General features: G+C 55.3%; 8 protein-coding genes. 4 read left to right on the forward strand and 4 right to left on the reverse strand.

The genetic code is table 11. The features are described from left to right. Together ACMGG8_RS19545 and ACMGG8_RS19550 are read right to left on the reverse strand one after the other, a co-directional pair. Window positions 1-933 (reverse strand): hypothetical protein, encoded by a 933-nt coding sequence (locus ACMGG8_RS19545; protein WP_414158206.1) that lies wholly within the window; start codon window positions 931-933, stop codon window positions 1-3. 90 nt (window positions 934-1,023) lie between these two features. Further along, a complete protein-coding gene (locus ACMGG8_RS19550) occupies window positions 1,024-1,359 on the reverse strand; it encodes a hypothetical protein (RefSeq protein ID WP_060839280.1) in 336 nt (111 codons plus the stop codon). A gap of 523 nt (window positions 1,360-1,882) precedes the next feature. Between ACMGG8_RS19550 and ACMGG8_RS19555 the strand changes: the two genes are divergently transcribed. The 4 genes from ACMGG8_RS19555 (at window position 1,883) to ACMGG8_RS19570 (ending at window position 7,442) form a co-directional block, all read left to right on the forward strand. Continuing rightward, entirely contained in the window at window positions 1,883-2,287 is a 405-nt protein-coding gene (locus tag ACMGG8_RS19555) for a DUF2251 domain-containing protein (protein WP_060843577.1), read from the forward strand. A gap of 268 nt (window positions 2,288-2,555) precedes the next feature. Beyond that, on the forward strand, window positions 2,556-3,809 hold the full coding sequence (locus tag ACMGG8_RS19560) for a tyrosine-type recombinase/integrase (protein ID WP_414158207.1): 1,254 nt from the start codon (window positions 2,556-2,558) through the stop codon (window positions 3,807-3,809). A 176-nt stretch (window positions 3,810-3,985) separates the two neighbouring features. Further along, window positions 3,986-5,341 carry a tyrosine-type recombinase/integrase gene (locus tag ACMGG8_RS19565; protein ID WP_414158208.1) on the forward strand — a complete coding sequence of 452 codons (1,356 nt, stop codon included), beginning with the start codon at window positions 3,986-3,988 and terminating at the stop codon, window positions 5,339-5,341. Continuing rightward, window positions 5,319-7,442: a hypothetical protein gene (locus ACMGG8_RS19570; protein ID WP_414158209.1), complete on the forward strand. Its 2,124-nt coding sequence runs from the start codon at window positions 5,319-5,321 to the stop codon at window positions 7,440-7,442. The genes ACMGG8_RS19565 and ACMGG8_RS19570 overlap by 23 nt, the downstream gene beginning before the upstream one ends. A gap of 1,172 nt (window positions 7,443-8,614) precedes the next feature. On the opposite strand, the gene ACMGG8_RS19575 is transcribed toward ACMGG8_RS19570, so the two are convergent. Both ACMGG8_RS19575 and ACMGG8_RS19580 read right to left on the reverse strand, forming a co-directional pair. Further along, a complete protein-coding gene (locus ACMGG8_RS19575) occupies window positions 8,615-14,152 on the reverse strand; it encodes a DEAD/DEAH box helicase (protein ID WP_414158210.1) in 5,538 nt (1,845 codons plus the stop codon). Beyond that, window positions 14,152-14,502, reverse strand: a complete 351-nt coding sequence (locus tag ACMGG8_RS19580; RefSeq protein WP_414158211.1) for a hypothetical protein — start codon at window positions 14,500-14,502, stop codon at window positions 14,152-14,154. The genes ACMGG8_RS19575 and ACMGG8_RS19580 overlap by 1 nt, the downstream gene beginning before the upstream one ends. Between the last annotated feature and the right edge of the window lie 196 nt (window positions 14,503-14,698).

The following is a 14,698-nucleotide window of genomic DNA, read 5'->3' on the forward strand; positions in this document are numbered from 1 at the left end:
CTATCCCCTGCAATTGTCGGCGCGGCCACGGATCCACGACCAGTCGGCGACACTGCCGACGTAGTGGTTCGGTGGGTTGTGACCGGACTGGAAAGTGCCATCCAGGCTGAGCTGCCCTTGCTGCTCCTGGGTGGCGGGACGAAAGCCCAGGAGTCCGCCCTCGATGCGCACCGGTCCGACGCTGGACTGACGCAGGCTCACCGGGGTGGCGGTGGCCATGAGGGTGTAGCGGTCGATCAGATCGCTGGCGTAATAGAAGCTCACCTGGGCGGTCAGCGCGTTGCTGCTGTCGGCCTTGTAGGGATCCAGCAGTTCCACGGTCACCTGCAGGTCCGGCAGCAAGGGCTGGCGGTAGCGGGCCAGGACACTGGTGGTCGGGCTCTGCCAGCGGATCAGGTCGCCACGATAGGCCCGGGTCACGGGCTTGCTGCTGTCGCGCTGATTTTCAATGGTGAAGTCGGCCAGCAGGTGCGACGTGTTGGGCGGGGCGCAGAAAAAGGCGCCGAGGCTGCCCCAGACCCGCTGGCCATCCGCGTTGGCCAGATCGAAGTCGGCAGTGGGCGCGGCGGCGGTCATGTTCAAGCCGGTCATGCCGGCGTTGCCCAGGGAAACCTGGGCATTGACCCGGGCTTCGTGGCTGTCCACCACCAGCACGAACATCACCGGACCGACCTGGCGATTGACCTGCATTCCGGGCAGCAGCACCGGTCCCGGTACGCAAGGTTCGCCGGGGGCGGCAGAGGAGGAGGGCGAGAGGTCAACGCAATCCGCGGCGGGCGAGGTGGCATCGGTGCTGGAAAGGACTTGCTCGTGGCCGTTGCTGGACACCACTGGCGCACGGCTGCCGGTGGTCATCAGCCACGCTGCAGTCGCCAGGATCGCGCCGAGGGTTGCCCAGAGAACCCGGGTGTAGAGCATCCGTTGCCTGGTCACGCGAGGGTACCGTCCATGTCCCGTATTGCATGAAGCGAAGCCGGCGCTGCCGGCCTCGCAAATGGGCTCCGGTCAGGGAGCCCGAGTCGATCACGACAGGGTGAAGGTCCCGATGTTGGTGTTGTTGAACGGCGTTTGCGAGCCGCTGTCGACGATCTCCCCGGTGAACAGGATGCTGAACGCCGAGCCCACATTCTGCAGCTTGACCTGGGCACCCTTGCGCAGGATGACCGGACCGGCGGAGGAGTCGGCGCTGAGCGTCTGGACAGTTGCGGTGTTGTTGACCTGGGTGGCCCACAGCAGGTTGTTCTGATAGCTGAAGGTCACTTTGGTGGTCTGGTTGGGGTCGCCGTTGTAGGTCGCGGTGGACTGGCTGTTGATGGTCAGGGGGGTGGTGACGGTGTTTACCGAGGTGAAGGCGGTCATGTTGAATATCCTTTTCGTGTGTTGGGCATGATTCAGCGGGCTGAACCGGGTGAGAGTCTAGGTGTGCTTCCTGGTCTGTCGAGGTCGCTGACCCAGCGCTCGAAAGGCGTTTTTGACCCTCGTGGGATGCTCCAGACACACCTCGTTTAACGCTGCAGGCCGCGTAACTTAAAGGCTCTTGGACTGGGCAGGAGTTCGAGGCACGAGGCCTCTAATAGCGTTTTGTTATCACTGTTAAGACAAAATAGTTGGACACTCCCGGGTTCTGCGTTGACACCCACGGATAGAGCGAAACCGCAACAAAGCTGTTAGTTGCGGGATGAGGGGTAGATGGAAAGAGTGCGCGGGATTAACTCAACTAAATGGTGATTTAGTTGAGTTACCAATAGAACCCGGCAAAAAACCAAAGGAAGGGGCGAAATACCAGGAGCAGACTGACGTTGATCTCTGCGAGATTGCCTGGGTAGTTCCGGGTTGTCATCATGCGCGCTCTTGAATACTCGAAGAGACAGGGATAGTTGCAATGCCTATTTATCTAGCAGCTGAAAGCGAATTGACGGTCGGCCAGGCCTTGGTGCTGGAAGCTCCTGCAGAGGAAGGTTCGTTTGTCGTGGTTTTTGAAGATGACGGCAACACCGGTTATTTCTATGCACTGGATACCGCAGCCGAGGACAACCCGATCCACGATGCGCTGCATATCTACAACGCCGCCGATGTTACGGACGGCCACAAACCATCGATGGTGAAAATCGGCTGGGCTGTCGATCACCGCAAGGCGGTCTTGCTGATCAATGATTTTCCTCATGCGGTGTTTGATTTCGATGCCAAGCAAGGATATTGCAGATCCGGGTTTCCACCGCAGATAGGCAAAGGCTGGTCCGAAGGCGGTCATCAGTGGGACGACGCAGCCCTTGATCTGTTTGCTTGATCGCAAGCCTGGCATCATCGCCAGGCTTTTTACGCAGAGGCCTTGGATTGGAAGACCAGGAGCAGGCCCTGGAAATTTGGCCTTCACTGGCCCAGAAGCTTCAATATGAATATTCGCATAATGTATATTATGTTAAACCAGGTGCTATGTCAGATATGTTCATAAGCCACGTAAGTCATTGATTCGACCAATTCGTATTTGACGTCTACTCTCTCAACGGGCCATGTCCATAGTGTTCATGACGATTCCTTGAATGAGGTGGCTGTCGATGAAACTGATTCAGTGCAGGTTCTCTTCAGGTCAACGACTACCGCTGCTTGTACATGCTGGTGATGCGACGCCGTTGCCCATACTCATTCCGTTCATCTACGTCCAACTCAAACTCAGGCACCGCGCTTACAACACGGCTGCGGCGCACCTGCGTGCTATCCAGGCTTTCTACGCCTATGCCAAAAGCCGAGATCTGGATATCGATGAGGCGATCTTGGCCTGCTACTTTGAGTCGATTCTGGCGTTACTGGACGGCTACGCCATCTGGCTCCAAAGCGGCCGTCAAGCCGACAACCTGGTCGCCCGAATCGGCAAAGCTGGCACTGTACTTTTTCAGCAGATCAGTTCACGAACACGTGATCAGTACATGCGCCTGCTGAAGAAATACCTGTCTTCGTGCGTCACCCGTTACATCCCGCGCGCCCGTCAGAATTCAGCCACACAGGCTGACATCAACGTGGTATTTGCCGATGTTGCCGACGTCATTGAGCGGCGCTTTGAGAGCCACATCATTAATGCCCGTCCCGATCGCACTCGTTACCGCAGCCTGACCGATACGCAACTCCAGATCGTTCGCACACTGATTCGCCCTGGCGCTGTGGAGAATCCGTTCCCGGAACGATTGCAGTTGCGTAATTGGCTAATGATCGAATTGCTCTTGGAGACCGGCATCCGTCGCGGAGAGCTTCTGAAGCTCTACTCCACGGATATCAACCAAGGGTCTCAGCACGCCTATGTCAGCATCAATGATCGAGAACATGATCCCCGCGATCCGCGCGTTGAAGAGCCTGCGCTGAAAACCCACGGACGAACCGTAGGTATTTCTGCACAGCTGTATGAGGTCTACGAGCGCTATATCCAGAGCGACCGGCGCCCTTTGCGTGACGGCAAACCGATGAAATTGCTGTATCGCTACTTGTTCATCTCGGATCGTGGCCGCCCGCTGTCGATCCGCGCATTGTCTAACGTCCTCGATCGGCTGTTCCTGACCATTGAACTGGCGCATCCGGGGTTGTTGCCTACACTTTCTGCGCATGACTTTCGCCACACCTTTGCAGACCAATTTTTAGCTTACCTGGTCGAAAAGCGTGGGCATGACCTCGAACGGGCCACGGACGAACTCCGGCGAGTCTGCGGTTGGTCTGAGACCTCGACAATGCCACGCCGTTATGCAAGTCGTTATCTAGCCGAGTCGGCCAACCTCCACAATGCCAAGCGCACCTCGGCAGCCTGGAGCCGACTTGACAGTTAAGGAGGTTCGCCGTGGCCAAATCAGCCGACCAAAAACAGGCAACACCACCCTCCTCTTTGCCAGCTTACGTGTTCAGGGGACCCGCTTACGTTGCAATTCGAACTCGCACTAATGACCAGCCAAGGTATGTCGATACTCGATTGAGCGTTTGGAGGTGGTACGACGGCGGAACGGCTATGAAAATAGATTGGGATGCGCTCCACTTGAATCCGGATCTCATGCAAATCGCCAAAGCGTTCGTGGCCTATGCACTGGAAAAGTATGCACCTATAACGGCATTCAAAGCATCCGGGGTGTTCGGACGACTAGCTGAAAGCGACATCTCAGCCAAATTTCCTTGGACGCGACAAGAGGTAGTCACGACCATAAGTGCTTGGGCGAAATTTCGCGAGAACACTATTTTTTTTAGAACGTTTTATCGCTGGGCCCTAAATCGAGGGATATTGGGCTTTGATAAAGAAACATACCTAGCTCTTAAAGAGATTAAGACGAGCCGCCTTGATCCGTACGAACGTATATTCCTATCCCAGTCCGGTTTAGCCCTTGATGAAGAGGTCCGGTTACTGCAGCGAATTGAACGCGATATCCAGGTCAAAGACTGGAACGAGGCTCAAGTCAACATCATGCTCCACTTAAGCTTTGAATTAGGCCCGCGTTCGATTCAACTCCATTCGCTTGATATCGCGGATTTTGAGTTCATCGAAAGCACTGAGGATGAAACGTATTACACATTGTGGTTACCCATGGCCAAAAAGGTCGGACAGCGCAGACCTGAGCGACGCCCCCGCAAAATAACCACGCGGTTGGGTGAAAAAATCTCACGGCACATTTCAGAAATTCAACGCCGATTTGGTGACGATTGTGAACCATTATTTGTCGGCCCTCGTGGAAAGCGCCTGTCTGTAACCAAAATCATTGTGGGCCTCAAACACGAGCTACATGAAGCTGGTGTAGACAAGCCGAACCAGGTAACCATGTTGTTGCGTCATCACCTCGGACAAGGTTTGGCGGATCAGGGGACTCCGGCAGACATGATTGCCGAACTGCTCGGACACAACAGCACGGTTGCAGCGCGTGCTTACGTAACGGCCACCCCCAACATTGCCCGGATCAAAGAGAAAGCACTGGGTAAGAGCCCGGTCTATCAACGCATCATGCGCAGCTTATTAACTGGGAAAATCGTCCAACGCCGCGATACGGCTCCTGAAGCAGCCGTCCGCGGCGTCATTGATACGCAATACATAGGCGATATCGGTGCCTGCGCCCTGCCCGTTCATACCCACTGTCCCTACAACCCTATATACGCGTGCTACACCTGCAAGAAGTTCCACCCCTTTGCTGACGGCCGTCATGAGCAGGTGAAAGAGGCGCTGCAGAAGGAAGCGCAACGGTTCATCGACATGGCAGAACAAGCCGGTGATCTCATTCACAACCGGCCTCTGGCCCAGCATCAGACGACCATTCTCGCGGTAAGCGCTACGATCGAGCGCTGCCGGCAACAAACTGGGGATGCTGCAGATGACGCTCTCTAGAGCAAGTCAACGCCTCGGAGATTTTGTTACACGGGAACAAGCGCTTTTCCATTCGTTACCGATTTCAACACCGTGGGCGTCCTCGTTATGGGGCGTCGGAGGCTGGTTACCACAACGGGGAAAGCAAAATACGCTCACCTTCGAGACGCACCGGCAAGCCCTCGAAAAAACGGGCTATCCTTCTCCGGCGAAGGGCCCACTCCCCCTCGTGTTCCAAGATTTTAACAAGGCCCTGATTGTCTATTTACAACGCACCCGGAGCCTGAAGTTTTCGATGGTGGCTGCATACAATATTGCTATTCGGCGAATATACAACCCCTTGTTTGAGCGAGGCGTATCCGATCCAACACAATTGACACGGGACGACTTTGATCGCGTCGTAGTTTTTCTCCGCCAAAGTGGTTATAAGAATCTGTATGACGCGGTCTCTCACCTTCAAGTAGTAGCCGAGACGATTGATAGCCTGCAATTAACCGAGATCGCCATCCACTTTGAGCATGATGCAAAACCAGAAAAGCGCCGTCACGACTATATTTCGCTGCATGATCCCGATCGCACTGTAAAACAGCGTAAATCTGATGAAAAGCTGCCCTCTCGTGAGGCAATGGAAGCCTATGCCCTTTGTTCGAATAACCCACTTAGTGACAGCGAAGAAATCTTGCTGCGAGTGATCGACTTATTGATAGCGACTGGGCAACGAGGTAACGAAGTAGCAGTAATACCTTATGATTGTTGGGTCGAAAGGCCGATCAAAGGGACGACAGGAGAAGTAGTTGTCGATGCTCATGGCAAGCCTCTCATCGAATGCGGAATTAGGTACTTCGCGGAAAAGCAATTTCAATCCCGGGTTCACTGGCTGGCTGAAAGCGATATTCCTCTAGCCAGGCGCGCAGTAGAGCGATTAAAAACGCTAACCACTGAACAACGAGAAATTGCCGCCTGGCAAGAGCTCAACCCAGGACGTATTTGGAGTTACCCCCCTCAGTCAGTGATCTCCGATGCAAAAGTCTTGGACTGGCTAGGTTTTAGCGAAACAAGAAGCGCAAGCAGAAATCTATACCTTTTCCTCACACGCAACGGTGTCCATCCGTTTGACAATGAACCGGATCATAAGCGAGGAAGGTCGTTGAAGCGGCGCTACGTCGCTGGGGAGATTGAACGATTGATCGTCCCGAAGCTCCGTGGGCACGCGGTGCTGACAGAAAATGTAGGGGGACAGGTTCGTATTGTACTTAGAACCAGCGAAACGCTTGCCATCGCTTTCGACGGGCAATTTCGTTTCGGTGGACGTGAGGCGAATGTGTTTCGTGCGGTCCCGCGTCGGGTCACCATCGTGGATATCAATCACGCATTAGGTGACGATGAAAAATACACGTCCATTTTTTCGCGCCGTTCATTAACCGAATCCGATGGTACTCCGATTCGCCTCACAAGCCATCAGCCTAGACACTGGCGGAACACCATTTATCACTTGACCGGAATGAGCGATGTTCAGCAAGCGTTGGCCCTAGGGCGCAAACGCCTCGACCAAAATGTTTATTACCAACACACGAGCATTGAAGAAAACATCGCTGCCCATCATGAGTTCCTGGCGTTCAATAGCTATCGCGAGCGCGTCGACTTTCTACATGCAGGCATAAGAGATAAGCGCATTCATGGCGCTTTGACCGACAGTTATCATGCTTTGCTATCAGATAAAGGTACAACAACTGCAGAAGCATTCCTCACCTTACACGCCACGGCGCTGCATGTGACCCCTTTCGGAGGTTGTATCCACGATTTCTCCCAGGCACCCTGCCCTAAGCATCTTCAGTGCTGGAATGGCTGCTCGCATCTCCATCTGATGGGCACTCCATCGGAGCGGGTCAACCTTGAAAAACAAGCCAGGAATCTGACGAAGGCAATATCCATCATGCGCGACGCAGGCACCGGAGAGGCAGGCAGCGATGTATGGCTAGCAGACCAGGAAGACAAGCTCAACAATTTAAAATCTGTCCTTGCACGCGATACCAATGGAAGTATGCAACGCGTGTTTCCAAATGGGCGTCCAATCACGGTTGCGGACTCGGACAAACGACACAGTTCGGTTGCAGATGACTAGGGGCAATTATGGCGCGACGACAGACATTGAGGGGCGGCACTCTCGACGAAGCAATAGACGCTCTTCTCGCCCAGATGATTAGCTCAGGAGCGGAGCTCGCTCCCATTTCCCGACCGGAGGTGCAGCGCCGGCTGGGCCTGACAAGCCGAGCTACGCTAGGAGGTGACCGTGGAGACAGAATTGAGGCCGCCCGTATTGTTCAAATGAGGGAAAGCGGGAGGGATCCAGATGGTGCCCGCCGGCGCAGAAGTCTCGAAGAGCGTATTGCAAGTCTTCAAGCGGAGAACGCTGCGTTGGCAAGACAGCGAGATAAGCTTTTCGAGGCTCTGTCAGTCATAGCACACAACTGCCTTATGAACGGTTTGGACGTTGAGTCAGTTATGGCACCGTTGAGAAACAGCCGATAGGTCAGCTTAGAGGTCTTCATATCGACTACAGATTACGGCATGGTCACCTGCCAGCAGTACTAGACGGGACTGCCTCAGCTCTGACGACTACACATTGCGGTACACGTATCCTGGCTACTTCGTCCCACGCGCAAAGCGTTGACATGTGCGCCAACCGCTCGTAGAGTTTGGTTGGTAGCCCTTGAGGCACTTTAGCTTTATCTCCCCTAGAGGGATCTGCAAAGCCCGGTAACGACCGGGCTTTTGCCTTACTGATGTGTTGCTCTGAACACTCATAAGACGTTCCCTCGTAATCACCCTTTTATCGCTGTTGTGTTTTAAGCCAGACGCAGATTGCTCAGGGCGATCGTACTCGGCCTCGGTTTAATGCAACAAGCTATCTACGAAATCCAGCGCGATCCACAGGCCTGCTGCTGACTTACCAGTTATCGCGTTGGCGTCTGGTGCAGTGGTCATATACGTCAATCGCAAAGATGTATCAATGAACAACCCGAAAGAGATCATGCTGATAGGCCACGCGGAGACAGTACTGCCCAATCTGATTGATCTCGCGCTGATGAACTGAGTCTTCTTGCCGTCTGTTTTCAATGCTTGACAGCCCCACCCTAGCCTTCCACCTACCGCACGTGTCTGCTCGCAAATGAGGTTGGCCTTGATTACTTTTCCAGGCCAGCATATTCGGTAATTGCGAGCCCGTTGGCCGCTCTTAGTGCGGCCAACGGGCCTTCGCCCTTGCTTGATACGCTCGGTTTAATCCCTGTTTGGCTACTCGAACAACTCCTTGATCCTTTGGTGGGCACCGGACATATCTGACCGGAGCAAATACTCATTCAGGGCCAGATGGCCATCCACGCCTTTCGCTGACGCCACACCATGCACGAAATCTGGCGTGTGAATAAGCCCAGGGAAGCAGCCGACTGCAAGGCTTCGACCATTGCGCTGCACCATCATCGGTACTGATCCCACCGCATCGAACCTACACTGGTAACCGTCGAGTACGAGGCTGGCGCGCAATTGCGACAGTGTCTGCCACTGCTCCTCTAAGGACGCACAGCCAGGCTCTACGCCATCCACGGCGTACTTCAATAGCATGGCTCCGAGATGCCTGTTGAGACGGCTCTGCAGGTGTTGATTATGGAAGTGATTCAAGCACTCGGTGCAGGACGTTTCACAGTCGCAGTTCTCTAACAATTGGCGGGTTGCCTCTAGGATCTCTACGATGTGGCGGGCTGCGATCTCTGCGTAGCCAGCTCCTCCTGAAAGAGTGTCATACAGGAAGACTTCCAGTACACGCGCCTCCCCCTGCACTCCGGGATCGATCCTGAAGCCCGACCCGAACTCTGAGGGGTCGAGGTCCAATTGTTGATGCCGGCTTGCCGCTAGCCTTAGCGCCTCGGCTATAGAGTGAAGAGCATCCTCAAGGATTTGCAGGACCACAACCTCGGCCGTATTCGTAACCAGCGGCGCTTCAATTTTCAATCTGAGCAGCAGCAAGTCAGTCTTGAAATCATGACCTAGGAGGACTTGCTCAAAGCGTCCGGAGCAATGTGCAGGTGTGCCTTTGGGAGCTAGCAACTTGTAAGGCCGGTCATGTGCGCCGAGATGAGCGTTGCGGTCAGACACAGAAGCGTGGCCGCATTCAACGCATACTAGGAAGCCACTAGATTCGGCCCCCTCTATGCCCCGGTTGACTGTCACCAGCGTCTGGTCAACTGCATGGGTGAAACTCGCCTTCGGCCCACAGGGGTGAAAGGACAACTCATCAGGATTAACAGGCTGCGGAAATTGCGCCATCGTTGCGAAGGTAATTTCCTGCTCTCGATCGTTTTCAGGCAAGTCTTCAGCTTTTTCCGGGCCGAACACCTCCGGCAAGATCATCATCTCTGTGGCAAGCACACCGCCGCATACCGGACATGGATCTTTGGGGTCGGATGGCATATTGGGGTTGCGGACGAAAGTGCAGGTTTTGCAATGAACATGGCGCTTGGCATTTTTGAACAGAGGTGCCGCGCGATTGACCACATTCCCTGGCAGGTCGGCGAAGACCCCACCGGATCGATAAGTATGTCGATCGATCACGATGAGCCGTCCTGGGGCATATTCACTCAAGGCTTTGCTGATCGACTGCTGCGGACGTTGGACAGTCTGAATTTCCAACCTGCCATTTACCTTGGCCATGCTCTCCACCAAGAAGCTGCACAAATTCGTTGGAAACGCATAGGTAGGCAGTAAGCCGTGGTGGAAAAGAAACTCCAGCAATTCCTTTTGCTCAATTTCAGCGTCGGATGCATTGCTGTCATCGTCATTGACCTCATCTACCTCTTGCACTTCGCTCCCGTCGGCTTGACTTAACGCCTGTTGCGGTAGCTGCGCCGCTAGCTCATGCAACCTCTGCATCAAACCATGAACGGTCTCTTCGAGCCACTCCATCAAGGTGACCCCTTGCGTATCGAGACTCGGCGGGAGCCATGCCAGCACGGAGCGTTTTAAAGGGCCATTGTCCTGAAGCACGTTACTCGTGATCCATGCCTTGAACTGCTCGAGATTAAGCCCGGAATCGTTACCGCCAAAAAAGAAATCATGGGTCGCACCCAGTGCCTTTTGCAGCAATGCCGTCTTGGATGATGGCAGTACCGGATTCTTGGCCATGACTTCATGGAAGAACGTCTGGAACAAATAGGCGTGGACGTGACGACGAGCAATCTTGGCGTTATCCACCTTGATCTCGGGCGTGCGAGGTGGTCCGGCCACTATGTACCGGGGGTTCAGGAAATAGTGACTGTCGTGCGGGCCGTTTTGTGAATAGGTCACTACCGTGGAAACGGATGCACCCCGGCGCCCCGCCCGCCCAGCGCGTTGCTGATAGTTTTCTCGTTGAGGAGGCACGTTGCGCAGAGCAACCGCTACCAATGAACCGATGTCGACGCCTACTTCCATGGTCGTCGTGCAACTGAGCACATCGATCGGGCGGTCGCTAGCATCGATCAGCACATCCTGGAAACGCAGTTCATAAAGCTCCGTGGTCGCATGCACTTTGTTTCGATCACGATTCGACAACTGTGCCGTGTGCTCTTCCACGTTGAGATTGGAGAGCCTCGCACCTGGCTGCAATGCTTCCCATACCGGTTCGCGCCAGAGTCCCTTGCGGGCGGTTAGATACTCACTCATGGCAGGATCCACAAGCGTGGCACGATCACTCCCGCACGCCAGGCAAATTTTGCCTGATAATGCGAGCGGTGTGACGGCCGTGCACTGGCCGCATTGCGCCCAGACGTGATCGAGGTTCACCACTAAGTTAAGTGAGTTAGGCGACAGGAACCAGCCGCCGTTTTCCTCGTCGGCCAAGTGATTACGCAGCGTCGCTTCGATGACCTCTAGTGTTGCCAAGTGACCGGGCAGATGGGTGGCGAGCGCCTCTCTCAGCGCTTTGTCAAACTTACCGTTGCTGCCCCACGATGGTTTTCCATATCCCGCCGCTTTGATACGCAGGATACGATCAATCGATTTGTCAAACGCAAAGTCCTGCAGCAGCATTTCTATCCAGCCGATGGCCAGTGCTCGCAGGTCCTGGTCCGCGATTGTTACACCCGCCGCAACGAGATCCTGTTTGATTTTCCTCAGCTTGGTGGTGACTGGCTCGACGTAGCCAATGGTGGTCCCAGTCAATGAGTAGTAGCTACTGCACAGCAGCTTGAGCAAAGCGATGCGATAGCGTGCTGGCAACTCTGGAGGCAGACCGTTTTGTTGTAGTGCCTCTTCCAAATCAGAGTCGCAATCGCGTTTGTACAGTGCAATCGCGTCGGCGACCTTGCGCGCGTCAACGCCATCAAACAGCGGCAGGTCAAACTCGGTGAGAACTGCTAGAAAACCTGTGTAAAGCACTTGCGTAGGCCGCGGTTCCCGCGAAATATCTCGCAGTTTTTGGCAGGCCAAGGCAATCGCTTGCCGGAAGACGTCCAATTCGATGTCGCGAGGAATGTCTCGTGCCAGACGAGCCGCTTTCTGCCGGCCGTCCGAAAAGATAAGGACCTTGCGCCCACCGTTCGGGTGGCGGGCATCCACGACCCTGCTCTCTGGCTGCCTGGCCATCTGGGTTCGAACCAGAGTAGTAAACGGTGCCTCCCCCTTGGTCACGTGGTCCATGATCTTTGAGGGTTCATCTTTACCATTGCGGATCCTTCGCGTGCAGACGGGGCAATTATCGAAGGTAATTGGTTCCCCCATTGGCGTTTTGTCCGGCACTCGCACCCTGCGAAACCCCTCGACCCCTTCCTGGCTGGTCGAGCTCATGATGCCCGTCGAAATATGCAGCCATTTGTCGCGGTGACGGCTTCGCGGGTGCGTCGTTTCCTCAACAAAAATATCCACTGGCATCAACGCCGCCGTACCCGCTTCGGAGAACGGGCCATTGGGTTGGTGCCAGACGAAATCCATGGCTGCGTTCACGTAGCCGCGCACGAAGGCAGCACCGCAATCACGATGGGTCAGAAATTCAAACACTCGACCTTTGGACTCGCAGTTGCATTGCGTCGAGGGCTTGGTGCGCAGGCTTCCCAGGACAGTTGAGCCCTCGTGTTTACCGTGACGACTGGAGCAATCAGGATCAATGCATGCATAGAGTCCCGGCAAGCCGCGGTGAAACAGGTGGAGCCGCGTCGGTAATAAAACCCGGCCATCCGCACGTCGTTGGGCGTAGCTTCCCAGCGCCAGCAACGCATCGGTGGCCTTTTCTGGGCTGTTGTCCTGCGTCCTACCGAAGAGTTTTTCGCCGAGGTCATCAAGCTTTTCGGCTTTGCCTGAGACCAGCTCGATCAGCCTCTCCAAGGGGCCAAACCCAGTGAGGTTCTCGAACAGCCAGTTCCGCAGCCCGGCGTGATCCGAGCCTTGGAACGAGTCCCAGCCGAGTGCTCGAGCCAGGTCATTCAGCGCACGCATCGCCGATGACAAGTCGTTTGCCGCGCGTTGAAACGCAGGCAGATCCAAAGAGGCCAGCGCTTGCATTTGCGCATCGGTGATGCTGCGGTCACCGGGCCGGAGTTCATGGGTACCTTGGATGACGCGAAGTCGACGCGGCGAGCTTTCCAGTAAACCGGTCAAGTCGCGGGCAAACCGCTCACCGTTGTACGCTGCAGCCTCCTCGCTGCCCAGACTCGCACTGGTCAGAATGCAGCGCATACGCTCGCGTGGGATGTCCAAGCGGGCGCAGAGTCGACGAATCAGCAGCGCGACCTCTGCCCCACCCGCTCCGCGGTACATGTGTGCTTCATCGAGTACCAGAATGAACTCGTTGCGAACATCACTTTTCAACCAGTCCTTGGTCTGTTCGAAGATGTCCCGCTCGATGGGACGCATTAGCATGTATTCGAGCATTGAATAGTTGGTGATTAGCAGTTCGGGGCAGCGCACCTGCATTTCGTCACGCGTCATCAACTCACGGTCACCAGGCTGCGTGAGGAGTCGCCCTTTCCAGTTTTTGGAAATGAACTGTTTGCCTTGCCGCTTACCCGACGAATAGGTCTTGGTCTGCACCGAGTCATCGGCATAAAAGCCCACGAGATCTTTGCTCGGCCAGCGGCCGATCCTAGCCAACTCGCCCTGGACTGCCGGGACGCTGGCGACCCTTTTGTAGAATTGCTCGAACAGCGGCTTGATGAAGCGTTCATCGCGGCTACTTTCCCGCTTGCCTGGGTAAGGCGTGCGCCCGGTATAACTGCCAAAGCGAATTGGCAAGGTCCGGCCCTGCTGCAAGATACCCGCTGCGTCGGCGTCGCCAAAAATGCGACGAATTCGCGCCAATTGGTCATTGACTAGTGCGTTCATGGGATACAAGAGCATGGCCCTGCACCCGGGCATTGATGCGGACTTTGGCCGCTCTGCTCCCTCGATTGCTAGGGAGCCAATCACTGGCATGAGAAAACTTTCGGTTTTTCCTGAGCCCGTACCGGTCGCGATGACTAAGTCCGCCGACTCATCACCCAAGAATGCGCTCAAGGCCTGCGCCTGATGTTCGTAGGGGCGGGGATAGAGTCCCAAGCCCATCCCGGACAAGTCGTTCAACACTGAAGCAGCCGCCGGCGGGATGGCCAAGTGCTGATAAGCTTCACCTGTTTTATAGACTTGCGTGGCCTCCACGTAGGGGGTCTGGGCGATCGTAGCATTGGCTTGCAAAAGCGCGTGGCGCTCCCTGACCAGTCCTTCATCCCGGATGTGATATTGCGCCTCGATATACTGCCGCAAGCTTTCGGTGAGACTTTTCGCGGTCTCGTGCACCCCGACAGCCTCTGCCATGGACGTGTTGTTCATCAGATCCTTCCTTGTGCGCCGCCGCGCTCGACCAAAACAATGCCTAATCCCTCAAGCGCACAGCGCACAATGGGGAATGTTTCGACTGGTATTACATGGATTTTCAACCCGGCATGATCACTCTCGGTTCTAGGTAACTCCCAGCCGAGCAGCAGTGCCTTCTCCTGCTCAGGCGGAAGCCGGCGATACGATCGCAAGGTCACAAACAGTGGGGAGCTTTCTATTTGCATCTTACAAGGCCGGCCCGCTTCGAGATCCAGATAGAAGCGCAGGCGACGTGCGTCAGATGCCTCGATGGATGCCAACTGTTCAAGCCGACCGCAGTGAAACTTGCCTATGAAATAACTCACTATGTTCTCGGTTCGACACTTGGCCAGGAAGTGTCCGGAGTTACTGGGCTGACTCACCAGCTCAGACCAACGTCCCTGCACATACACGGATACAGGCGCGACATCCGTTGGACAAGAGGTAAAACGTCTGGACGCTTGCATGAGAAAGTTAGAAGACCAGGTTGCCAATCCCTCAAGAGGCGCACCGATCCAGTCA

This window comes from Pseudomonas sp. BNK-45 (genome assembly GCF_047456255.1).
Taxonomy (GTDB): domain Bacteria; phylum Pseudomonadota; class Gammaproteobacteria; order Pseudomonadales; family Pseudomonadaceae; genus Aquipseudomonas.